We start from the raw sequence: 25581 nt of genomic DNA on the forward strand, positions 1-25581 counted from the left end.
AAATTGCTATGGTCTTCCAGTTACAATAAAACTAAACGATCCATCTTGTCTTATACAGTTGTTATCAAATATTTCTACATAGAAAGAATTTTTTGCAACGTTTGTTATACAAGGAATATAGCAAGGATGCTCTGAAGTTACAACAGGGCACATATCACTAAGTTCCGACTTATTACCATATTTGTCAATGAGGTTTAAAACAACTTTATGTACTCCAGGGAGAAACGTCATTTTAGTCAGTGGATCTTCATCAGGTGCACTAAAAATTTTATAAGTACCAAAACTTGTAGGATTAATATTAGCAGACCTTCCCCAAGCATATATTACGTTATCAACATAAGTTGCTCCTTGAATTGATCCTCTTTGTGTGAATGATGTTGCTGTTCCGGGTCCATTTACATCTGAAACTATAGAATGTCCGTTATATGAAACTTCAAAAGCGTTTCTTCTATCATCTTCATTCCCATTCCCAATCATAAATAATGGATTATTATAAATAGGTTTACTTCTTAAATCTGAAATAAAAGGCAATGCATTATGGAAGTGTGGTGAGCCCCAATACTCATTACTTACTCCAAAGGCTGACTGGAAATGTTGATTAATCACCATATCAAATCCACCTGAAAAGCCTGGAACCTTGTCAATTACTACAATTTGAGATTGTGAATTCAAATTTGTGTTTCCATTTTTTTCATTTTGCAACTTAATATCCTTTAAAGGATTTATAAAATTTGCACTTGGATTATTTTTTAATTCAGAATCATTTTTTTTGATATTAGGCTCTTTGCTTTGGGCTAAACAAATATTTTTGTTACTGAAAATTGTTGATATTATTAAGATTGTTTGAACTTGAAATTTAAAACTAAAAAATAATAATCGAGACTTATAAATTCGAGGTTTGATGATTATTGATGAAGTGAAAATTTTAAGTTCAAAATTTTTTAAATAATGGAATTCATTTCTAAAGCATTTTAAATGGGTACATTCATTGTTTTTTTTGGGGAATGAGTTATTTAATTTAGTGGCTAATCGTTCACTTATTGAACTTAACATTTCTTTAAGTTGCTCTATTTTTTCTAGAACAGAGTTTGAGGTCACTAAATGAGTGCCTTTAAAATAGGTTTTTAACATAGGGGTTTGTAAAATAATTTAGATTAATTTATTTAAAACAAACACGGCAAGGAAAATAAATTAAAGTCCTTTTGACATTTTAATTAAAACTTATTTTAGGAATAAATTTTAATTTATAACTCTAATTAAAATTGGATGTCGTGAAATTGGTACTTCTGAATTAGGGTTCAAAAAATTCAATTCTACAAACACAACGTAACTTATTTTTTTAAATTGACAATGATATTTTTATAAGCTTTATAAAAATACTTTCCAATATCAATTAGTCAAATTATTTTATTAGAAAAACTTTAGATTATTTTTTCAGGTAATTCAAAAATATGTTTTAATAAAAAATTATCAAAATTATATTTTTCAAATCTCTTCAAAGCTATATAAAATCGTGCTTTGAGCATTTAGGAATAATTCAAATATTTGTAATGCATTATTTAATTTAATTATTTTATAATACAAATGAAAATAATTTTTTAAATCAAAATATAGCTAAAAAAAAAACCGTTTAAAATTTTCATTTCAAACGGTTATATAAAAACTTTAAAATATTTTAAAGAACCTATTTTGTTATTGCTAATGATTTCATAAGAATTTTACCATTAACATTTAGTCGATAATAGTACATTCCAGAATTTAAACCATCTGAATTTAAAGTTACTTTATATTTACCTTGTAGCTTTACTCCATTTGCTAAATTGCTAACAAACTTACCTTGCATATCATATATATCAAGTGCAACTCTTCCTTCATTCTTAACTGAGTATTCAATCACAGATTCTTTATTAAATGGATTTGGAATATTTTGAGATAAAGTAACTCCAAACTCTTCATTTTTAGAAAGTAACACTCTTCTAGAATCTGAATAATTTGACTTACCATCAATATCCATTATTTTTAAACGATAATCAACAAAAGCAACTTGATTTTCAATCAAATTTGATACATCATTAGTTTCTTTATAAATATGTGATTCATAAGTGGTACCAAATCCTTTGATAAACCCAATTTTTTCCCAAATACCATTATAATTTCTTTCAATTTCAAATCCAGCATTGTTTACTTCAGAAGCTGTTGACCAATTTAAAGAAACAATCTGATAATCTAAATTAGCGGTAAAAGAAGTTAGTTCAACTGGTAAAATTCCAGCCTCGGCAATACAACCTTCTTTATTGATTTCTAAAATATATTTTTTATTTCCTAAATCAATTGCAGCATATACAAAACTATAGCTTAAAACAAAAGGATCTACTCCTGAAGAAACTGTATTTAAAACAGTTATAGGAGTACGAACACCAGGAGAATCTTCACGGAAAAATCTATAAGTAAACGGTGCGGTAATTCCTGTAACATTTGCTGTAATTGTTGCATTAGAACCAATCACCCTATTGTCTGGTGATAAAGTTAGTCCTATTTTTGGATTTGGGCAACAATCTTTTCCTGATTGACATGCTTTAGTAGAATCTAAAACTGAACAAGTATTCCCATCATAGTTAAGTTTTATAAAGAATCTTTTTCCAACATCACCTGAAGTTCCTGTAAGTGTTGTACTAATTGAGAATGAACCAGTTCCACTAGGTATTGTACCCAAGGAACCAACTGGAATAAGAGTTCCTGGAGCTTCTTCACGATACCATTGGTAAGTAAATGGAGTTACAATAAATGGAGGATTATCTTTAACATTAGCACTAAGAGTAAATGGTTTGTCTATACAAACTTCTGAGACACTTGCCCCAGAGACCATTGGATAAACTCTAAATACATCCACATCACCCATTTGAGCTTTTGTTGCTGCATTAAATAAATTATCAATATCAACAAAATTACTTGAAGTATATAAATTTGCTCTAGTGTTACCTGTAACTGGAGTGCCTTGAATTCCAAAGATACCATAAAATGTAAATCCTGGAGGCAAAGGAAATCCATCTTCTAAACTAAACCTCATTGCATCAGCTCCCATCCAAAGTATACTATCGCAACCAGATACTCCTGAATTACGACTATAATTTAGATATCCATAATCTGAACCACCTGAAGTACTATTTCGAGGATCAGGATTTGGAGAACCAGCATGAAATTCCTTAGGAACGCTCCAAGAACTACCTGCTAATGGGCTAAACTCTAAAACTCGGGCAGCATGAGCACGAAGCGCTGAACTTGCTAACATTGTTCTTTCTGATACTAACATTTTACCATTTTGAGAAAACTCAATATCCGAAACTGGATTTGAATATGTTGTTCCTGGAAAAGCAATTGAAGGCATAGTTACTTCCAATTGATCAGTAGCTGAAATAAAATTCCCTGAGGCATCTAATTTTACAGAGCGAATTTCGTTTTGACTAATTGCATTTCTATTCCCATTATTTTCAACCCATACACTATAAAATAGTCTATTTCCTTTTACACCTAAACCCCAAATTCTCTCACCAAGTGGTGCAAAACCAGCTAATCCATTATCTGGCATTAAAGGATCATAAGCACCAAGAACTGTACCTGTGTTGCTAATTCTATAAATTCTACCATCTTCCATATTGGAAACAAAAAACTGGTTATTCGACCAATCGTATGCAATATTACCTAATCCTGGACCTGTTTTTACTCTGTCATTAGCATAATAAAAAGTATCAGTTCCTTGAACTACAGGACCAACATTAGATTGATCATAAATAGGTAAAGAACTCTGTTGTGGCAAAGAAGCAAACAAAGTTACAGCCCCAGTAACTGCATTAATCTTATACACAGCTCCGGGTCCACCAAATCCATAAGGTGTAATACCCAATGGTTGAAATCCATTTGTTCCAGAAAAAGTACCATTTCTTCCATTAATCATATAACCTGAACTAAAAGAAGAAGTTGCAGTTACATAAATATTCTCATTATTATCTGTTGCTAAACCAAAAATAGACCCAATGTTGCTAAACTTCCAGGAATCATTTACATATTTAAGTGCATTCCAGTTATCTGGTCCTGTTGCAGGTCTATTTCTTACATCAACAACAGTAAGAACGTATGTATCCATATTGAACCCTGTTGAAGGATCACCATTTGGAGCATAAGGAGGAAATGGATGAACGTTATTGAACTGAGCCATTGAAGAAACCACAGAAATTCCAGGTGACAATATTGTACCAGAAGTAGGATTTAATCCCCATGATGGTTGTGCATTAGATGCTGTTACCGATAATGTCAATGCAACTATAAGCAACATTGATTTTTTTGTAAATAGTGAAAATTTAATCATAAATGATTTGGTTGCCCAGTTAGCTTTATAGTTTGAAATTATAAAATCTATTAAATTATACTAAAAGGAATTCCCCTTAAAGCAATATAAGCAAATCTATAACTTTTATAAATAAGAAAACAAAGAAAAATTAAAAATATTTGTATCTATATGTTACAATTAATAATTTAGTTTTTTTAAGTTTACTTTTTTAAATAAAATTGCATACATATGTAAAACAATTATCAAAATTTTGCTTAGCCAAATTAGCTTTTTCAAAATCTTCAAATAACCCAAAAACAGTTGAACCACTTCCACTCATTAAACTAAAAAAAGATCCGTTATCGTACATTTGATCTTTTATTTTTTTTATACCAGGATACTCTTTGAACACTACATTTTCAAAATCATTCACAAAATATTTTTTAAATAAACTTACATCATTGACTGCTTCAAACAATAAATTTTCTAGATTTAAATTTTCTTTTTTTAAATTTATAATTAAAGAATTGTAAGCCCATACTGTTGGTATATGAATTCCTGGGTTAACAAGCAAAACAGTATAAGGTAATTTTATATGTATTTTTTTAATAACTTCACCTCTTGAACTAACTTCCACTAATCCTTTTTCTATAAAATATGGTACGTCACTTCCTAATTTAAATGCAAGTTCTTTTAAATCTGAAATACTTAAATTTAGTTTCCAAATTTCGTTCAATATAATCAATGTAGTTGCAGCATCACTACTTCCACCACCCAAACCAGCACCAATTGGAATATTTTTCTTCAATAAGATTTCAGCTCCAAGCAAATTGTTGTTTGCAGTTTCTCTTAACAATTTAGCAGCACTAATACATAAATTATCTATTTCAGTAGATAATTTATCGTTACCATTTACTATACATCGAATTAAACCAGTTGATAGATTTTCTATTTTTAACTCATCAAATAAATTTACAGTTGAAAATAAAGAAATAATATTATGATAACCATCATCTCTACGGTTCAATATTTCAAGTGCAAGGTTTATTTTAGCAGGAGATTTATGTATCATTCTAGTTTTAATCAAATTAATAATTAAATAAAATTATTTTTGCAAGATAAATAATAATTATGTCTAATAAAATCAAAATAGCTGTTGATGCAATGGGCTCTGATAATGCTCCAATTGCAGATATTACTGGGTCAATCAAATCTATTAAAGATTCTAAGGAAACTGATTTTGATATTATTTTAGTTGGTGATAAAGATAAGTTGAATTTTGAGTTATCAAAACATAATAATTATGATAAATCAAGAATTACAATTCATCATGCATCTGATGTAATTACAATGAAAGATGAACCCGCTTTAGCTGTAAGATCAAAAAGAGAAAGTTCTATTGTAAAAGGGATCAATTTACATAAAGATTCAGGAGCTGATGCTTTTATTTCAGCAGGAAATACTGGTGCAGTAATGGCAGCATCAACTTTAATTCTTGGAAGAATCAATGGTGTATCAAGACCAACAATAGCAGCTTTATTTCCTTCAACACAAGGTTTTACTGTAGTTGCTGATGTTGGTGCAAACGTTGATACAAAGCCACAAAATCTTTATGAATTTGCTGTTATGACAAGCATTTATGCTGAACAAATTTTAGGATATATAAACCCAACTATTGCTCTTTTAAGCGTTGGTGAAGAAGAAAGTAAAGGAGATGAAAGAACCCAAGAAGCTTACAAACTTATAAAACAAAGCAAACTTAATTTTGTTGGAAATGTTGAAGGAAGAGATATTCTTGGTAACAAAGCTAGGGTAATTATTTGTGATGGATTTTCTGGCAATGTAGTTCTCAAATTAACCGAAAGTATACCTAAACTATTGAAAACAAAACTCGTAGAATTTTCTAAAAAGAGCTTGTTTAATAAAATAATTACAGGACTTTCAAAGGGTACTTTAAAAAAAGTATTAGAAGAATTAGATTATCAAGAATATGGAGGTGTTCCATTATTAGGTGTTAATGGAGTTACTATTATTGGGCACGGATCTTCTAATGAAAAAGCAATGAAGAACATGATTTTGAAAGCAAGAGAGATGGTAATAAAGCAAGTAAATATGCGGATTGCAGAGGAATTATCAAATTAGTTAATTTTATAATTAAATATAGTTTAAGTTTATTCTCTTATTTTTTTTATCAATTTAACAAATATCTTTATTAATCATAATTTAAAAATACTAAATTCAATAGTGCCCACCTTTTATATCAATTTAAAGAATAAACAAGAGTATATAAAATTAGCTGAGGTAATAGATTGCACAAACTCAAATGAAGGTTCAGTTTTTGTATTGTATACCAAATTAGGAGTTGAAAAATTATTTATTCGAAGTATTGAAGAGTTTGAAATTAAATTTTTTAGAATTGATAAATAAAGATTAAATTTTCAATTTTATTTTGTTATCCTTTTCAATTACTCAATATTTGACACAATAAAATAATTACAAAAATGTTCAATAAAGTTTTAGTTATTTCAGCTTCATCAGGGGGTGGTCATTTAAGAGTAGCTGAAGCATTGGTAACAGCATTTGGAAATAAAAATGCTACCCGTCAAATTTACCATATTGATGCACTTCAGTTCATGCCAAAAACATTTAGAAAATTTTATGCAGAAACATATTTCGATTTAATTAGGAATGTTCCGGATATTGTTGGATGGGTTTATAAAAATTTAGATAAACCTTGGAAGAACAACTCTTCAAGGTCTAGTATAGATAAAATGAACTCTAGAAAACTTGTCAAATTACTAAAGATACTTGACCCAGATTATGTTGTTTGTACTCATTTCCTTCCAGCATCTGTAATCTCCGATTTGATTGAAAATGAAAAAATTAGTTGTAAATTATCTATTGTAATTACTGATTATCATGCACACGCTCTTTGGTTATGTAAAAATGTTGATCGGTATTTTGTGCCTACAGATGAAGTTAAAGAACACTTAATATCAGTTGGAATACTCGATGAAAAAATATCTACAACAGGCATTCCAATAGATCCTGCCTTCATGAATAAATTAGATAAATCTGAAGCTAGAAGCATTTTAAATTTACCACTTAAAGATAAAATAATTCTCATTTCTGCTGGCGGTTTTGGACATGGTTTAACAGCTGATTACTTGATAGAATCATTAATGAGAATGACTAAGAAAGCACATATAGTTGTAATCTGTGGTAAGAATGAAAGTATAAAATTACGACTTCAGGAGCTAATTGATATTGCTGTTGAAAATGGAAAAATTGATAATTTAACTTTCGATATTATTGGATACACAACAAAAATGGTTGAATATATGTCAGCTGCTGATATAGTTGTTGGGAAACCAGGAGGATCTACAACTGCCGAAGCAATGGCTAAAGGACTTGCTTTTGTTGTTGTTAATCCTATTCCAGGTCAAGAAGTTTATAATGCAGATTTTATTACTGAACAAGGAGCTGCAATTAAATCTAATAATCTATCTACATTAGCTTATAAAATTGATAAAATAATTGAAGATGAAATTCAATTAAATAAAATGAAAGAAAATGCTTTAAGGATTTCAAGCCCAGATGCTGCATATAAAGTAGTTGATATATTAATTGATAATCAGATAATTGAATAATCAATATAATTAACTAATAATAAAATATATATTTTACACTTTAATTAGATTCTAAGCTTTGCTTGCCTACTGTTTCAATAAAAATAGTTTTAAGGGATGGTTGAACTAATTCAATTTTAGAGATTGTTATTTTATCATAAACCTGAGATATTATTTCATTTAAATTTGAATTCCCTTTTAATGTTAACTCAGCATAGTTCATATAAATATCAGCTTTTTCAATTCCATTCAATGAGCTAATAAACTTACCATCCCCTTCGAATTCCAATAATATATTTTTATTTCCGTATTTAGATTTAACTTCCTTAATTGTACCTTCAATTACAATTTCACCTTTATTAATTAAAGCAATTCTGTTGCAGAGTTTTTCTGCAAGTTCCATTTGATGAGTTGAATATAGAATTGTTTTTCCTTCATCTCTTAACTGGTTAATAATTTCTCTTAGTAATTCTTGATTTACTGGGTCAAGTCCAGAAGCTGGTTCGTCTAATATTATATATTCTGGTTCATGAATTAATGAAATAATTAACTGAACTTTCTGTTGATTCCCCTTAGAAAGCTCTTCAATACGTCTTGTTTCAGCTTTTTCTATTGAAAATCTTTTTAACCAATTCTCAGATTTAGTTTTTGCATCATTACTATCCATACCCTTTAACTTTGCAAAATGAATTATAGTTTCAAGTATTTTTGACTTCTGATATAATCCTCTCTCTTCTGGCATATAGCCTATATTATCTCTAATTTTATCACAGAATATCTCATTATTATATGTTATGCTCCCACTATCGGGCTGCACTATGTTAGTTATCATCCTAATAGTTGTTGACTTCCCAGCACCATTAGGACCTATAAGCCCATATATCTCACCTTTTTGTGCTGAAATAGATACATTTTTAACAGCATGAACAGTTGCAAATTTTTTATTTAGATTTTCTGCTTTTATCATATTATTAATATTTTACAAATATACAACCTCATTGTTTATTGTTTTTTGAATAATAGTCAATCTTTAAAATTTAAAAGTTAGAGCTTATTTATTTAAATCAATTTTCAATTTTATATTTTATTTACTTGTTTTCTAAGTTGTGTATATTTGCTTTATATTTATAAGTTGTTCTGAGTAATAAGCTAATTCAAGTATTGATTTAAATCTTAATTATAAAAAAATAATATATTTTATTGGAACTATTTATAATAAAAATATTTTAATTCCTTATAATCAAAAGAAAATCAAAAATGGAATAAGATAAGAATTTATGAATAATCATCATTAATTATACTATTTCAAATTCAAATTAGGAGTTTGGATTTGATAAAGTTATAAAAACTACCAAGATTTAAGATTAAATAAGTATTGAGTTAAAAAATTTTATAAATGTGTAAATTCAATGTTGCAAATTCATTTCAAATAAATTCCTAAAAATTACACATAATTTTTCATCATAAATTAATATCAAAAATAATATTAAGTATAAACTAATTAAATTTTGGAAGAAATTAGGTCCAGGTTTAATTACAGGCTCAAGTGATGACGACCCTTCTGGGATTGCAACTTATTCTCAAGCTGGGGCAGCTTATGGGCTTTCAACGCTTTGGGCAACTTTGATTTCATTTCCATTAATGGCAGCAATACAGGAAATGTGTGCAAGGATTGGCTTAGTTACTTCAAAAGGCTTAACCGGAACTTTAAAACAATATTATCCAAAATCAATTTTGTATTTAATGTTAGCTTTTAGTTTCCCTGCAATTGTGCTTAATATAGGTGCTGATATAGCTGGAATGGGAGCAGTTGGCAATTTGTTATTTCCAAAAATTGAGGCTTCATATTTTAGTGTTTTATTTACATTGCTTCTACTAATTACAATAATTTATTTACCTTATTTAAAAATTGCTGCAATTCTTAAATATCTATGCATCGTACTTTTAGTTTATTTGATTGTTCCATTTTTATATAAACAAGATTGGTCTTCTATTTTAATTGCTACTTTTATTCCAACAATAAAGTTTGATAAAAATTTTATAAGTATAATAGTTGGAATTTTGGGCACAACAATTTCTCCTTATCTATTCTTCTGGCAAGCAACAATGGAAGTTGAAGATATGAAACATAAAAAAAATCATCTTATGGTCAATAAAAAAATTATTCACGATATGAAAGCTGATGTTGACTTTGGAATGTCATTTTCGGGGATAGTTGCTTGGTTCATAATTTTAACAACAGGAACAGTTTTATACAAATCTGGTATTCATCAAATTGATACAGTAGAACAAGCAGCAATGGCTTTAAGACCCTTGGCTGGAGAATTTGCATATTTACTTTTTGCTTTAGGTGTAATTGGCACTGGTCTGTTAGCAATTCCTGTTTTAAGTGGAGCTTTATCATATATATTTTGTGAAACTTTTGGTTGGAAAGAAGGGCTTGATAATAAATTTAACGAGGCTAAACCTTTTTATATAATTATTGCAATCTCATTATTGCTTGGTTTATCTTTAAATTATATTGGCATAAGCCCTATTAAAGCTTTGATATATTCAGCCATTTTTTATGGAATCACTGCTCCAGTTTTGATAGCAATCATATTGCATATTTGCAATAATAAAAAAGTGATGGGAACTTTTACAAATAGTATTAAATCAAATGTTTTAGGATTTATAACATTATTTATTATGACCGCTTCAAGTTTAATTTTACTTTATTTGCAGTTAACTACATAGAATAAATTAATTATGATATTATAAAAGAATCTAAAAATTTAAACTTAAGTACTAATTAAATTAATTAACAAATGCAAACAATTATAGGCTCAGGAGGATCAATCGGAATAGATTTAGCAAAATCTTTGATGATGTATACAAATGATATCAGGTTGGTTAATAGAAATCCAATTAAAATTAATGATACAGATTCTTTATTCCCAGCTGATGTTACCAATCCGTTACAACTTGATGAAGCAATTGAAGGGAGTGAAATTTGTTATGTAACTGTAGGTTTTGATTATAGTACAAAAGTATGGCAAGAAAAATGGGTCCCTTTCATTTCAAATACAATAAATTCTTGTGTTAAACATAATTGCAAGTTAGTATTGTTTGATAATGTTTATGCAATAGGTGGTAACAATGTAATACGCATAACAGAAGATTCTCAAATCTCACCAAGTAGTAAAAAAGGTGATGTTAGAGCTGAAGTAGATCTTCTTATTTTAAATAAAGTTAAAGAAGGTAATTTAAATGCTATCATTGCTCGAGCACCAGATTTTTTTGGTCCAATAAAAAAGCAGAATAGTTTATTAATGAATTTAGTTTATGATAATTTAATAAAAGGGAAATCTGCTCAATGGTTTGTAAATGCTGATGTTGTTCATACAATGGGCTTTACTCCTGATTTAGCAAAAGGGACTGCTTTGCTTGGAAATACTCCTGAAGCATACAACCAAATATGGAATCTTCCTGTTGATATGAATTCTCTAACAGGTAGAGAATGGGTTGAATTATTCGCTAACGAGTTAAATGTTAAAAATAAAGTTTTTGTTTTACCAATTTGGGGACTTAAGTTATTAGGAATATTTGTTCCGATACTTAAAGAAATGGCTGAAATGATGTATCAATTTGATAGACCTTTTAATTTTGATTGTACAAAATTTATTGATAAATTTGAATTCAAACCTACCTCAAATAAAGAAGCTGTAAGATTAACTATAGATTCATTGAAAAGTATTGGAGTGTAACAAATTGAATTTAACATCAAACAATAGAATATAAAACCAAATTAATACTATGAAAAATTATTTTGATAAAGAAATTACTAGTGAAATTATAAATCGAATTAACTTGTTAAATAATAACTCTCAACCTCTTTGGGGTAAAATGTCTGTGTCTCAAATGTTAGCTCATTGCAATGTAACTTATGAATTGGTTTATGAAAATAAAAATCCCAAACCAAATTTTTTCAAGAAAATACTGTTGAAATTATTTGTTAAAAATTTTGTTGTCAATGAAAAACCTTATAAACAGAATGGTCCAACTGGTAAGGAATTTATTATTAAAATTGATAAAGATTTTGACTCAGAAAAGAAAAGATTAATTAGTTATTTATTAAAAACACAAAAGTTAGGTGGATCTTATTTTCACAATAAAGAATCTCATTCTTTTGGAGCATTAACAACTAGTGAATGGAATAATTTATTTTACAAACATCTAGACCACCATTTAAGCCAATTTGGTGTCTAAAAACTAGGTTTATCTCTTAATTACTTTTAACTGGACAACCAGACCAATTAGTATTTTTTTCTAAAGTTTCTCCTTTCATTAGTAATGATAAAGAACCTATATTAACATTCTCACCAATTTCAGTATCATATAAAATTATACTTGCTGTTCCAACAGAAGAATAACTTCCTATTTTAATTTTACCTATTTTCATAACTCTATCTTCAAACAAATGAGTTTGTGGTCCGCTCGCTTCATTTAAAGATACACAATCACCCAATTCAACCATATCAAATTCTGTAATATCTGTAGTATCCATATAAACTTTCTTACCAATTTTTGAACCAAAGAGTCTCATAAAAAAAGGCAACCAAGGTGTCCCCCTAGTAAACTCTAAAAAGAATGGTACGGCTAATGATTCGTATATAGAAGTTATAGCCTCACTAAACCAAACACCTTTACTCCACATAGGCATATGTTTTGGTTTGTACTTCCCAATAAAAATCCATTTAAGAAGAAGTGTAAAAACTAGAGTAGGCAATCCGATAAAGAATAAAAAATAAAATGGAAAATATATAATAAATTCCCACCAAGAATAATCAATTAGAATATCATGAATAAAAGCTATAAAAAGTGTGCTACAACAAAGGAGAATTGTTTCGGGGAGTATACAACGTATAAGCTCAACTATTGCTCTTGCTGCCCAAATAAGTTTGGTTGGTCTGAATGTTAATGATTGATCATAGTCACCACTACCTTGTCTTCTTGGGAGAGGTATAGATGGTGAACCGAACCAATCTTTAGATTTATGGATTTTAGTTTGCTCTTCATTTGGTGGTAATGATAAAACACCTATTAACATATCATCATTAAGAACATAACCTTGACTGATTAAAGCACTATTTCCAACAAAACTATTACTTCCTATTAAAGTATTTTCAATTATAAGTTGTTGTCCCCTAACGTCAGTTTCCCCTAATGTAACATTATCGGCTATAAAAGAGTTACTTCCAATTTCCAAGAATGTATGAGATACATTGTTTGCTGTTGAGATCTCAGTATATTTTCCAATTTTAGCTCCAAGTAATCTAAATAAAGTTGAAATGTAAACTGTAGCAAATATTTGATGTAGAACTAATAATGATAAAGATATAAGTTGATCTGAAAGCCATTTTCTTAAGAATGTAAAACTATAAATTGGGTATTTACCAGACTTAATATTTTGTTGTAATAATCGTGTTAAAATTATTGTTTGAATGGAAAAAAGTACAATATAAATTAACGAGAGTAATGGCATATAAATGAAATATGAAAAATCATAATCATTAGCATTATTATCAAGTTCTGTAATTAATATAAGTACTGGCAATAAAGGGGTAAGCAGTGCAAAAGGGAAAATAAATAATAACAAACTAAATATAATATAATAAACTAACTTCTTAATTTTTTTAGTTTCAAGAGGTAATTGCAATTCACTTATTGATTTAGTTTTTATCAATTCAGCAGGACTACCTTCCCAGATTTCATTAGATTTAATTGTTTTACCTTCATTTAAACAACTTAAATCTTTCAGTTCACCCCAATCCTCAATAACAGTATTTCCTTCAATTACGCAAGCACTTCCAATATAGGCGTGGTTTCCTATTATTATTTTACTAAATGTTATTGTACCATTTTTAATTTCAACATTACTAAAGTTCACATTAGAGCTTATGCTTACATCATCACCTATTTCTACTAAGTCTTCAGCAGTAATATTAAAAGCACTAATTTGTGAGTCATTCCCAATTTTAACTCCTCTTAATCTTAAATAAGAACCGTAAATGGGTGTTCCATTTAAAAAATTTATCTGAACTAAACGCTCAATTTTTTCAACAAACCACCATCTAAAAAAATATGTTCCCCATAATGGATACACTCCTTCCTTATATTTACCAATTACAACCCACTTTATTAAAATACTTAATAATGAAAGTAATAATGGTATAAAACAGAAAAGGGACAGAGCAGTTAATATAGCATTTATGTGACTTCCAAATTCTGTTTGGATGTAATAATAACCTAAATATGGTAAGTATATTTGAGATGCAAATAATCCATATACAAAAATTAAAGATATAGTTTGTGCTATTCCGCATAAAGCATGCCTTAACCAATTTGTTTCTATAAAGATATTTTTTGTAGGTTTTTTGTCAATCTGTTTTTTATCCCATTCATCAATTAATTTTAAAATAGGTCTGTTCATATAAACATCTTTAAGTGAGATATTTTTCATCCCACCACCTTTCCTTAACATAGAAACAAAAGTTGCTGCTAACATTGAATGACCATTCAAATCGGTAAAAAAATCACTTGTTACACTAACAATTTTGTCAGGAAATATTTTTCGAAGTATCAATATTACTTTTTCTTCAACTCCTTTATCTTCATCAATACTGAAATCATTTAAGTCATCTTGTTTAATCTGGAATGATTCGGGGGTAGGAAGTAATTTTCTGTTAACTTTACCACTTGGTAATCTTGGCATCTCATCTAAAACCAAAATCAACTGAGGAATCATGTAAGAGGGAAGAACATTTAATAACCTTTTCTGAATGTAGGTTTCATTTAATTCAACATTATCTTTTATAATTATGTAACCAACAAGTTGGTCTTGATTAAAACTATCTTTTTTAATGGTTACTGCAGCAGTTAAAACATCTTCAATAATACTGATTTGATTTTCAATTTCACCTAACTCAATTCTATAACCTCTTAATTTTATCTGATCATCAATTCTTCCATGGAATTCAATAGTATTATCTTCTTTCATTAATGCTGCATCACCAGATCTATAAATTGTTTCTCCAGGAAAATCAGTTTGTAAATTTTTGTTTTTCACAAATTTTTCTGTAGTTAATTCTGGCAAATTTATATATCCATTCCCAACTCCCACGCCAGTTATAACAAGCTCTCCAAAATGACCTATTGGAAGTATATTTAAATTTTCATCAACAATTGCATAATGATAATTCGGTAAGGGCAATCCAATAGAAATTTCATCATTTGGCTTTAATTTAACCATCGAAGAAGTAACAGTAGTTTCAGTAGGTCCATAACTGTTATAAAACTCTCTTTCTGATGTTGCCCATTTACTAACAACTTGCTTTGAACATGCTTCTCCTCCAGCGTTTACCAGTCTTAATGTAGGTATATCAGTTCCCATAATTCCGAGCAAACTTGGAACAGCATGCAAAACTGAAATTCCCTTTTCTTTAAGGAAAAATGATAGCTCATCAATTGCTTTAGATGTCTCAGAATCTGCAACATATAAAGTTGCACCTACGAAATAACTAATCCAAGTCTCCTCACACCACATATCAAATGAAATAGAAAAACCTTGATAAACTTTATCATCTTTTGAAATATTTATAATAGATTGTTCAGATCTTATTAAATGGCAAATTTGTCTGTGAGTAATTGGTATCCCTTTTGGTTTGCCAGTACTTCCAGATGTATATAAAATATATGCGAAATTTGAAGGCTTAGGCTTTTGAGGAAGTATTGGATTTTCTTTATTTTTGAATTCGGTTACTTTATATATCTTACAATTAAATGTGATTTGCTTTTCAGTAAAGATTGCTTTAAAACTTATATCATTATATATATTTTCAACTCTATCAATAGGCATATCCACATCAATTGGAATGTATGTTGCACCAGCTTTTGTAATTGCCAATACTGCTACATGCAATTCAATACTTCTATGATACCATAACCCAATACAATCTCCAATATTAATACCATCCTTTATTAAGGAAGATGCAATTTCATCACTCCACTGATCCAGTTCTTTATAAGTAATTTTTTTTTCATTAAAAACTACAGCTAGCTTATTTGGATAGGTTTTAACAGTATTTTTAAAAATATCACTTAGTGATTCATTAACAATAAACTCGTCCTTTATATCTCCTAAAAGAATACTTTGTTTCATTAATTAAAATTAAGAAGGTTAAATTTGTTTCATCGTAAAACTATTTATTAAAATAAAAAATATAATTTTTTAATATTATGGAAATAAAAGTTGAAGTAGAATTTCTTAAAATAAAGTATAAAGAAATTATTACAATTTGGGATATTGATGAGTTTGAATTTAACTTACATAAGCTCCCAGTTTTCATTCAATCTTCAATTTTGGAATACAAAGACCCTATGATAAAACAACTTAAAATTGAAGGTAAATTGTTATTGATTAATTTAATACATGAATTTAATTTAGAAGAAAAGTATAATCTTAATAATATTAAAACTTCTAATACTAATAAACCATACCTAAATGATGAAATTGATTTTTCGATTTCCCATAGCGGTAATGTTGTTATTTGTGGTTTATCAATTCATAATAGAATTGGACTTGATTTAGAAAAAATTATTCCAAATAATCTAAATTTATTTGATGAATACTTAACAAAAAAAGAGATTTATATGATAAATAAAAATCAAAATCCTAATCAATATTTTTATAATATTTGGACAAGAAAAGAAGCATTGTCTAAAGTTACTGGTTTTGGAATAGAGCTAAAATTTAACACAGTTGATGTTACAAATGATAATATTATTTTTCAAGGTAAAAATTATAAATTCACTCAACTTGAAATAAATAATAAATTTATTTGCTCCTTGATAATAGAGGAAAGTTGAATTTAATTATTTTAAATATTTTAAATCTAATTTAGTGTTTATTGATAATAGGGTTTCATAAATTAATTGAATACAAGATTCCACATCACCTTTATTAACCATTTCTACAGTTGTATGCATATATCTCAATGGTATTGAAATCAAGCAAGTTGGGACTCCACAACATCCATATGCAAAAGCATCAGCATCTGTATCCGTAACGTTTGAAGTAGCTTCAAATTGATATGGGATGTTATTTTTTTTGGCATTATCAATTACTAAATCACGAACTACTTTATGAATTGATGGCGCAAAATTTATTACAGCACCTTCACCACATTTAACATCCCCATGAATTTCTTTTTTTATAAAAGGAGTATTTGTATCAAGAGTAACATCAATACAAATTGCCAAATCTGGTTCAATATTTTCTACAATCATACTCGCACCATTTAAGCCTACTTCTTCTTGAACAGAATTTACAATGAATAAACTGAATGGAAGTTTAACATTATTTATATTAATTAACCTTGCAACTTCTGCAATAATAAAGCCACCAATTTTATTATCCAATGACCTTCCAATCCAATTGCCGAAATTTAAAATCTCAAACTGATCTTCATAAGTTATCAAACATCCAATATGTATTCCTAAAGATTCAACTTGTGATTTACTAGTAGCTCCAATGTCTATACTTAAATTTTCTGTTTTTGGAAATGGCTTATTTAATTTTTCACGTATAGAAATTGATGGCCACCCAAAGACTCCTTTAACAATTCCTTTATCGGTAAAAATGTTAACCCTTTTTGATGGAGCAATTTGATGATCTATATCACCATTTTTACAAACATGAATAAATCCATCATCAGTTATATATTTAACTTGCCAACTAATTTCATCTGCATGAGCTTCAATTACAACTTTAAATTTACTTTTGGGATTTATAATTCCCACAACAGTACCATAGTTATCTACGAAATGTTCATCAATATATTTGCCAATATAATTCAACCAAATTTTTTGACCATTTGATTCATCTCCAGATGGTGCTGGATTATTTAAATAGTCTTCCAAAAATTTCATAGAAGTACTATTTATAATAGATGTTTTATCAAGATTTTTCATGTTAATATAATTTAAGAAATCATTGTTAAAATAATGGGTATTTAATTCTGAAAATACATTGATTGTAATTAATTTAAAATAGTTTTTTAAAACAAATTGAGCCCATAATTATAAATAATCATGGGCTCAAAAAATTCAATAATTTTTAAATCATTAATGTAAGAACAACATTATTTAGTATTACAATTAAGTTGTTTTTGCTCGTACTGCTTTAGTTGAAAGTTCACGCAAATAATATAATTTTGCTCTACGAACTTTACCTTCACGAACAATATTTATGTTTTGAATTATAGGTGAGTTAAGTTGAAAAATTCTTTCAACACCAACACCATTACTAATTTTGCGAACTGTAAATGTGGCTGAAACTCCAGAGCCTCTGCGTGAAATAACAATCCCTTCATATTTTTGGATACGTTCTTTTTCACCCTCAACAACACGAACATCAACGCTTATAACATCTCCAGATCTAAAATTTGGGATGTTTACATCATTACCTCCGTTACGCTCTTTACGTTCTGAGGCAACTTGCGCAATAATTGCGCTCTGTAGTTCTAGAATTGCTTTCATTGTCAATTTTTATTTTTAATTTAATTTTTTCTTAAAGGAAAGTCTAAAACATTATTTTTATAAAAAATATTTTCTATAAAATATCTGATGATTTAAAATTTATCATACAAGTCAAGTCTCCTTTCCTTAGTTCTGTCAAGTGATTGATTCAATCTCCATTCAGAAATTTTTTTATGATCTCCATTGAGCAAAACCTCTGGAACATTTAACCCTCTGAATTCAGCAGGCTTTGTGTACTGAGGTGCTTCTAATAACCCGTCTTGAAAAGAATCGGTTAATGCAGAATCAATATCACTAATCACTTTTGGTAAAAGCCTAATAACTGAGTCAGATAATGCCATCGCTGGAATTTCACCTCCAGAAAGAACATAATCACCAATTGAGAGTTCCTTAGTGATTAAGGTTTCTCTTACTCTGTTGTCAATCCCTTTATAGTGTCCACAAAGGATAATCAGATTATTAAGCAAAGATAATTTATTAGAATAACTCTGATTCAACTGTTCACCATCTGGAGTCATAAAAATAACTTCATCATATTCCCTTTCCAATTTCAAAGATTCTATACAATCAAAAATAGGTTCTGGCTTGAGTATCATGCCAGCTCCTCCTCCACAAGGTGTATCATCTATCTGTTTATATTTACCAACTCCATAATTATGAAGATTATGTATTATAATCTCCACAGCACCTTTATCAATTGCTCTTTTTGGTATAGAGGTAGATAAAAAACTATCGAAAATTTGAGGTACTGCACTTATAATATCTATTCTCATAAAATCTAAACCCGATAATTCTATTCAAATGCCATTCCTTCTATTAATTTAACAGTAGCATATTTATCTGAACAATTTAATTCAGTAATAAATTCTTTTACTGCAGGTATCATCAATTCTTGCTTATCATCATTTACAATTAACCAAACTGGATGAGCTGAAGATGAATAAATTTCTTTTAACTCTCCAATTACCAAATTATTATTGTCTTTAATTTTGTAATTAATTAAATCAGGAGTAATAAATGGATTACTATAAACTACATATTTTCTATCTATAAATAATGCTTGTTCAATTAATTCTGTTGCAGCTTGAGGAGTATTGATATTTTCGAACTTCATTACCAAATAAGCTGAATGAGGTTTTGAACTCAACAACAATATTTCTTTTGAATAACCTTCAGTAAATCCTAAATTCACTTTACAAGGAATTACTATTTCTGGAATAACTTTAAAATCAAGAGAACATATTACATCACCCTTAAGTCCAAATATGCGAGTAATAACTCCTAATCTAACAAGATTATCCATAAAAATTATGCCTCTTGAGTAGGTGCTTCTCCTAGTGGTGCAACAACTTCTTCCACTGCTGGAGTTTCTGCTACTGGTGCAACAACATCTTCTAATGCTGGAGCTTCTGCTACTGGTGCAACAGCTTCTTCCACTGCTGGAGCTTCTGCTACTGGTGCAACAACTTCTTCCACTGCTGGAGCTTCTGCTACTGGTGCAACAACTTCTTCTAATGCTGGTGCTTCTGCTACTGGTGCAACAACTTCTTCTAATGCTGGAGCTTCTGCTACTGGTGCAACAACTTCTTCTAATGCTGGTGCTTCTGCTACTGGTGCAACAACTTCTTCTAATGCTGGAGCTTCTGCTACTAGTGCTACAACTTCTACTACCGATGGAGCTTCTGCTACTGGTGCTTTCACTTCTTTAAGCGCTGGAGCTTCAGTAACTACTGGTGCTGCAACAACTTTGATTGGTTTAGCTATAGAAGTTTTTTTCTTATCTTGGCGAAGTTTATGACTAGCTAGTTCTTCAGCGATTTTATCTGGAGAATTACCCTTACGAGAAAGATAATATTCCATAATTACCCCTTCCTTACGGAGGATAGAATTAACAGTATCAGTTGGTTGCGCACCATTAGATAACCAATATAACGCACGATCTCGTTTTAAAACAATTTCCTGAGCATTAACTACTGGATTATACTGTCCAATTTTTTCAATGAATCTTCCATCGCGTGGATAACGACCATCAGCCGCTACGATGTCATAAACGGGACGGCGTTTGCTTCCCATTCTCCTTAATCGGAGTTTTACCATAACTAATTTAATTTGTTTTGTTAAAAGTTACATTTAAATTATTCTTCCCGGCAGCCTCCAGTAAAGAACATACTTAACCTAAAAGTTAAGTTCGCGAAAATAAGGGTTATATTAACAATGACAATAAATTATTTTTTGATTATCTTAAATGCACTTCTATAAAACTTTTTTAATTACATCACTTATTGTATTTACTACTTCAATTTGAATCCCTTTTTTATTAGTAATTGATTTTAAATTTGATTCTGGGATTATAATAGTTTTAAAACCTAATTTAATTGATTCAGATATTCTTTGTTCAATCTGTGAAACTGCTCGAATTTCACCTCCAAGACCAACTTCACCAACAATTACTGATTGAGAATCAGTTGGGATATCTCTAAATGAAGATACAATTGCACTAGCTACTGCAGCATCTACAGCTGTGTCATCAACTCTAACTCCGCCTGCTATATTTACAAATACATCACTTGTACCTAATGAAAGCCCTAATCTTTTCTCAAGAACTGCTATAATCATTTGTAGTCTTTTATAATCAAAACCAGTTGCAGATCTTTGTGGAACTCCATAACTAGATTTTGTTACCAAAGCTTGTGCTTCCAACAAAATCGGTCTGGTTCCTTCTAATGTTGCTGTAACAGATGAACCGCTTGAGCCGTAGCTTCTTTCTGCTAAGAAAATTGCACTTGGATTATTTACTTCTTTTAAACCATTTTCTTTCATTTCAAAAACTCCAATCTCATTTGTTGACCCAAATCTGTTTTTTACTGCTCTAAGTATTCTATAAATGTGAGTTCTTTCTCCTTCAAATTGTAATACTGTATCCACCATATGCTCTAATACTTTTGGTCCTGCTATGTTCCCATCTTTAGTAACATGCCCAATTAAAAAAACTGATGTTCCAGAAGATTTTGCATATTTCATTAATGATGCTGTACATTCTCTAACTTGAGTAACTGATCCAGATGCAGACTCTAAATCATCCCTATTTAATGTTTGTATTGAATCAATGATTATTACTTCAGGTGTTATAGAAAAAGCTGTGTTGAGGATTGTCTGTAGATCTGTTTCAGCTAATAACAAGAGTTCATCACATTGTCCAATTCTTTGAGTTCTAATCTTAACTTGCTTTAAAGATTCCTCTCCAGTTACATACATTATCTTTTTATCAGCCAGACCCATACACATTTGTGCCATAATAGTAGATTTACCAACTCCAGGATCACCAGCTACAAGCACAATAGATCCTTGCATTATTCCTCCCCCTAAAACTCTATCAAGCTCAACAATATTAGTTTTCAACCTAGGTTCTTCCAACATACTAACATCAGATAATTTTTTTAATTCTATATTTGATATCTTTTGTATTGGAATTTTTTTAGAATCCGATTCATGTTTGATAATTTCTTCAATAAAAGTTTCATATTGATGGCACTCAGGACAACGCCCAACCCATCGTGGTGAAAATGCTCCACAAGATTGACAAACATATTTTGATTTTTGTTTGGACATAATTGTTTTTTTGATTATGTGAATTTAGATTATTATTACTTCCTTGAACTCTATTTTTTTTACTGAATTATAATAAATTATAAAATATTAATGTTTCTTAAACTTATTGTTAAATCTAATCAAACTATTTTTTAATATTGCATTCTTTTATAATTACAATCCGAATTTTGTTTTTAAAATTAATAATTATAATTTTTCAATGTTTATTTAACTTAAATTTAATATTCAAAATTATTATAAATGTATTTACTCAAACAACAATAACAAATATTAAATAATAAAACCATTTATGAAAATTTATATAGTAGAATTTATTGGAACTTTTTTCTTGATTTTGGTAATTGCTTTAACTGGCAATCCAATTGCAATTGGTGCTATTTTAGCAGCAATGGTATATTTTGGAGAACAAATTTCTGGAGCTCATTATAACCCAGCAGTAACTTTAGGATTCCTATTTAGCAAAAAAATAACTATTTCTAAAGCTATGAGATATTGGGCATCTCAATTTTTAGGAGCAATATTTGCATCACTAGTTGCCTATTATTTATCTGGTAAATCATTTGCAGTTGTTCCTGGTTCAGGAGTAGATTTTGTTAAAGCACTAATTTGCGAAATTATATTTACTTTCGCAATTGTTAGTGTAATATTTGAAGTTACAACGTCTAATGTTTATGGCAAACCATTCTATGGATTAGCTTTTGCATTAGTTATTATTGCGGCTTCTTTTACTGGTGGAGGTATTAGTGGTGGAGCATTTAATCCAGCTGTTGGAATTGGTCCTATTATTGTTGATTTTATTTTAGGTGGCACCTCTGGTTCTATATCAAATGTCGCTTTATATTTGATAGGTCCTTCAATTGGAGCAATTTTGGCATCCATGGTTTTTGGTATTCTATCTAAAAAAGATAAATAGTTAGTAAGATATTTTTACTAGAAAAAACCTTTACTATTTTTAGTAAAGGTTTTTTTGTTGTTAAATTTTAATTGCATTAATCCTAAATCTTCTTATTTCTCCTTCAAAATAGTCTTCATATTTGATTAACTTAAAATGATTCCAAATTGGTTCTAATTCTTTTAAAGAAACTCCCCATGGTGGACCATTTACATGTTCATTATCATCTCTTCCTCTGCAAACAATCAATAATTCTCCACTCTTAAATGCAAACAATTGTAAATTTTTTATACATGAAACTCTTATCTCAATAGGTAATGCTTGAATTGTGTAAGCTTCAAAAATAAAATTGTATTTTTTTAAATTGTCACTTGGCAAAATAAAATCATCAATAAAATATTTGACCTTCGAATTTGGGAATCTTTTTTTACACAACTCAATTGCTGTTTCAGAAATATCAAATGCATCAACTTTGTAACCTAAAGAAGATAAAAATTCTGAATCATCTCCTAAACCACATCCTATTACTAAAGCTGACTGATTTTCGATATTAAGCCTTCTATTATTTTCAAACCAGCTAACAAGATTAATATTTGGCTTTAAGTCTGCCCAAGGTATTAAATTTAAGTCATTTGTACTAGCTTTGTAAAGTACATCAAACCAACCAGTTGCATCTCCTTTTGTTAGATATTCTGATGATAAAGTTTTTGATAATTCAATTTTTTTTTCTTCCATAAATAAAAATATTGAAATAATTAGATTTCAAGTTCTAAACAATTTTCATCAATATCAATTTGTTACAATAATTTAGATGATTAGAAATTAGATAATTTTTATAAATATTTTTCCATTTCATTATTATAATTATTTACTTCATCTATTAAACCATCAGGATCTACAGTAGCTTTAATTCTAGGAGTTCCTAATAAATCTGAAGTCAGTACTTTTATGTGATATAATTTGATTTGGTTTTTAATTAAACCATTATCTATTTTGTCTTGAATTGGATCCCAATCTCTAATAACAATTTTTGATAATCTAACAGGAATTGGTGAATTGCAGTCAGCTGTTCCTATATTTTTAACACTAACAACAATATCTGAGGTATCCCCTTCAACATTAACTAAAATTTGTGTTATTATTAAGTCAGGTTTTCCTGTATTGTTATAAATTGGTGTAGTAATTTTGCCAACTCGAATTTGTGCTTTTAAATTAATACTAAATAATAAAATTAAAGCAAATATTAAGAATAAATTTTGAATTTTCATTTAAAGTTTTTGTTAAAAAAAGTAGTTAAAACTATTTAAAAAGTTGATGAAATAATTTTAACTACATTCAATAGTAAGTTTTTTAATTAATAGTTATTGTTATTTTACATGTTTTTAAAGGGGGTTTCCCTTTTTCAAAAGATCTTTCATAGTTGAACAACAAAACATCTGTTCCTAATTTATTACCTGCAACATAATTAAACAATTCTTTTTCTGGCGATCCTGGCATCCTATCCTTTTCATCAGGATTAATCATTATTGGTTCAACTTCCCCTTTTACTAAATTGCTTGATTGATTTGCTAATATCCAAGAATAACCAGTTGAAATTTGAGATTCCAATATAACTTGTATCTTATCTCCTTTACCAACTACAATTGAAGTATCACAAGATTCAATTCGAAACACTCTCACTTCATTTTTACCATTTGAAGTTTTAATACATCCATCAAGCGACAAAATTATTGCAGCATACAACACAACAGTTAATATTTTCATTTCTATTAAGATGTTTTTCATTTCTATTAAGATATTTTTAATTTATTATGAATGTCTTAAAAAATAATGTAGTTTTTTGTTAACACTTAGGAAAGCTATTACCATACATTATTTTAAAATTTGTAATTGAAAATCGATTTTAAAAAAAATTAAGTTTACTATGGTTTTATTTGTACTGCAAACAAATCTCCACGAAGCTTGATTGAGTTAATATTTCCTATTACCGGAGTAATATTTAATTGAAGATTCCCCCTAACTATTAAGCCAGTGGTATTTCTACCTTCAATCCAACCATCTAAAAATTTCCCACATTCATTATTTAGAATTCCGATCATTTCAATTGTTTCCATGTTACCTTCAATAACCACAGCTCCAGCAGCATTTTGGATATTGAATTTTCCTGCAAAAGTTGCAAAACCATCTTTGCGTTGTATAAAACTTCCTTCTGCATTTAATGTTGAGCCAACTGTTATAATACTTGTTTCATCGCAATTTGTTGTTCCTAACTTTAAAGAATACTTTGCTATTCCTGACTTTGTAAACTGAGTGCAATTATACTCTTGAGTGAAATTTGCATTACGTTCACCATCAGCATTTTTAGTGATTTTTGTAATGCATGGTTTACCAGCTGGCATTGTGCCAAATTGTGCATTAACAATAAAAGTTGTAGCAAATAACATTGCCACTATTAGATTTAATTTTAAGAATATGTTTTTCATTGTTTTGTTGTTTAAGTTTAAAAAAATGGGGTTTTAAATTTAAAATTTTTAAAACCCCTAATTAGA

At 28.9% G+C, this 25581-nt stretch carries 22 protein-coding genes; 7 read left to right on the forward strand and 15 right to left on the reverse strand.

From position 1 onward, the window contains the following. Window positions 1-6 precede the first annotated feature (6 nt). The 3 genes from IPP08_10895 to ispE all read right to left on the reverse strand — a co-directional run bounded on the left by IPP08_10895 (window position 7) and on the right by ispE (window position 5396). Window positions 7-1131 carry a hypothetical protein gene (locus IPP08_10895; protein ID QQS66262.1) on the reverse strand — a complete coding sequence of 375 codons (1125 nt, stop codon included), beginning with the start codon at window positions 1129-1131 and terminating at the stop codon, window positions 7-9. Window positions 1132-1684: 553 nt separating this feature from the next. Then, entirely contained in the window at window positions 1685-4363 is a 2679-nt protein-coding gene (locus IPP08_10900; GenBank protein QQS66263.1) for a T9SS type A sorting domain-containing protein, read from the reverse strand. 190 nt (window positions 4364-4553) lie between these two features. Next, a complete protein-coding gene (gene ispE / locus IPP08_10905) occupies window positions 4554-5396 on the reverse strand; it encodes a 4-(cytidine 5'-diphospho)-2-C-methyl-D-erythritol kinase (GenBank protein QQS66264.1) in 843 nt (280 codons plus the stop codon). A 71-nt stretch (window positions 5397-5467) separates the two neighbouring features. Between ispE and plsX the strand changes: the two genes are divergently transcribed. Continuing rightward, window positions 5468-6466, forward strand: coding sequence for a phosphate acyltransferase PlsX (plsX, locus tag IPP08_10910; GenBank protein ID QQS67878.1), 999 nt, complete (start codon window positions 5468-5470; stop codon window positions 6464-6466). A 359-nt stretch (window positions 6467-6825) separates the two neighbouring features. Then, on the forward strand, window positions 6826-7974 hold the full coding sequence (locus tag IPP08_10915; protein QQS66265.1) for a glycosyltransferase: 1149 nt from the start codon (window positions 6826-6828) through the stop codon (window positions 7972-7974). 40 nt (window positions 7975-8014) lie between these two features. Here IPP08_10915 and IPP08_10920 read toward each other — a convergent pair whose 3' ends face one another. Then, a complete protein-coding gene (locus IPP08_10920) occupies window positions 8015-8920 on the reverse strand; it encodes an ATP-binding cassette domain-containing protein (GenBank protein ID QQS66266.1) in 906 nt (301 codons plus the stop codon). Between the two features lie 518 nt (window positions 8921-9438). On the opposite strand from IPP08_10920, the gene IPP08_10925 reads away from it, so the two are divergent. The 3 genes from IPP08_10925 to IPP08_10935 all read left to right on the forward strand — a co-directional run bounded on the left by IPP08_10925 (window position 9439) and on the right by IPP08_10935 (window position 12201). Then, on the forward strand, window positions 9439-10689 hold the full coding sequence (locus IPP08_10925) for a divalent metal cation transporter (protein ID QQS67879.1): 1251 nt from the start codon (window positions 9439-9441) through the stop codon (window positions 10687-10689). Window positions 10690-10760: 71 nt separating this feature from the next. Further along, window positions 10761-11699, forward strand: coding sequence for an NAD-dependent dehydratase (locus IPP08_10930; protein QQS66267.1), 939 nt, complete (start codon window positions 10761-10763; stop codon window positions 11697-11699). Between the two features lie 49 nt (window positions 11700-11748). Beyond that, on the forward strand, window positions 11749-12201 hold the full coding sequence (locus tag IPP08_10935; protein QQS66268.1) for a DUF1569 domain-containing protein: 453 nt from the start codon (window positions 11749-11751) through the stop codon (window positions 12199-12201). Window positions 12202-12217: 16 nt separating this feature from the next. On the opposite strand, the gene IPP08_10940 is transcribed toward IPP08_10935, so the two are convergent. Continuing rightward, window positions 12218-16153: an amino acid adenylation domain-containing protein gene (locus IPP08_10940; GenBank protein QQS66269.1), complete on the reverse strand. Its 3936-nt coding sequence runs from the start codon at window positions 16151-16153 to the stop codon at window positions 12218-12220. Window positions 16154-16230: 77 nt separating this feature from the next. Between IPP08_10940 and IPP08_10945 the strand changes: the two genes are divergently transcribed. After that, window positions 16231-16860 (forward strand): 4'-phosphopantetheinyl transferase superfamily protein, encoded by a 630-nt coding sequence (locus IPP08_10945; GenBank protein ID QQS66270.1) that lies wholly within the window; start codon window positions 16231-16233, stop codon window positions 16858-16860. A 6-nt stretch (window positions 16861-16866) separates the two neighbouring features. Here IPP08_10945 and IPP08_10950 read toward each other — a convergent pair whose 3' ends face one another. From IPP08_10950 to radA, 6 genes are all read right to left on the reverse strand, one after another. Next, window positions 16867-17964, reverse strand: a complete 1098-nt coding sequence (locus IPP08_10950; protein ID QQS66271.1) for a M20/M25/M40 family metallo-hydrolase — start codon at window positions 17962-17964, stop codon at window positions 16867-16869. Between the two features lie 186 nt (window positions 17965-18150). Next, complete coding sequence (rplS, locus tag IPP08_10955; GenBank protein QQS66272.1) at window positions 18151-18531, reverse strand: 50S ribosomal protein L19; 381 nt, start codon at window positions 18529-18531, stop codon at window positions 18151-18153. A 92-nt stretch (window positions 18532-18623) separates the two neighbouring features. Next, window positions 18624-19304 carry a tRNA (guanosine(37)-N1)-methyltransferase TrmD gene (gene trmD / locus IPP08_10960; GenBank protein ID QQS66273.1) on the reverse strand — a complete coding sequence of 227 codons (681 nt, stop codon included), beginning with the start codon at window positions 19302-19304 and terminating at the stop codon, window positions 18624-18626. Between the two features lie 20 nt (window positions 19305-19324). Then, on the reverse strand, window positions 19325-19834 hold the full coding sequence (rimM, locus tag IPP08_10965; GenBank protein QQS66274.1) for a 16S rRNA processing protein RimM: 510 nt from the start codon (window positions 19832-19834) through the stop codon (window positions 19325-19327). A 5-nt stretch (window positions 19835-19839) separates the two neighbouring features. Beyond that, the gene (gene rpsP, locus IPP08_10970; GenBank protein ID QQS66275.1) at window positions 19840-20628 is read right to left on the reverse strand and encodes a 30S ribosomal protein S16; all 789 of its coding nucleotides are present in this window, start codon (window positions 20626-20628) and stop codon (window positions 19840-19842) included. Window positions 20629-20784: 156 nt separating this feature from the next. Next, a complete protein-coding gene (gene radA / locus IPP08_10975) occupies window positions 20785-22140 on the reverse strand; it encodes a DNA repair protein RadA (GenBank protein QQS66276.1) in 1356 nt (451 codons plus the stop codon). A 289-nt stretch (window positions 22141-22429) separates the two neighbouring features. Between radA and IPP08_10980 the strand changes: the two genes are divergently transcribed. Next, window positions 22430-23053 carry an aquaporin family protein gene (locus IPP08_10980; protein QQS66277.1) on the forward strand — a complete coding sequence of 208 codons (624 nt, stop codon included), beginning with the start codon at window positions 22430-22432 and terminating at the stop codon, window positions 23051-23053. Window positions 23054-23113: 60 nt separating this feature from the next. Here the strand turns inward: IPP08_10980 and IPP08_10985 are convergent, their stop codons facing one another. The 4 genes from IPP08_10985 to IPP08_11000 form a co-directional block, all read right to left on the reverse strand. Further along, window positions 23114-23767, reverse strand: a complete 654-nt coding sequence (locus tag IPP08_10985; protein ID QQS66278.1) for a class I SAM-dependent methyltransferase — start codon at window positions 23765-23767, stop codon at window positions 23114-23116. A 98-nt stretch (window positions 23768-23865) separates the two neighbouring features. After that, window positions 23866-24300 (reverse strand): hypothetical protein, encoded by a 435-nt coding sequence (locus IPP08_10990; GenBank protein QQS66279.1) that lies wholly within the window; start codon window positions 24298-24300, stop codon window positions 23866-23868. An 82-nt stretch (window positions 24301-24382) separates the two neighbouring features. Beyond that, window positions 24383-24817, reverse strand: coding sequence for a protease inhibitor I42 family protein (locus tag IPP08_10995; GenBank protein QQS66280.1), 435 nt, complete (start codon window positions 24815-24817; stop codon window positions 24383-24385). Window positions 24818-24954: 137 nt separating this feature from the next. Continuing rightward, window positions 24955-25515, reverse strand: coding sequence for a hypothetical protein (locus tag IPP08_11000; protein ID QQS66281.1), 561 nt, complete (start codon window positions 25513-25515; stop codon window positions 24955-24957). Window positions 25516-25581 lie beyond the last annotated feature (66 nt).

The organism is Chlorobiota bacterium, assembly GCA_016700335.1.
Lineage (GTDB): Bacteria > Bacteroidota > Ignavibacteria > OLB7 > OLB7.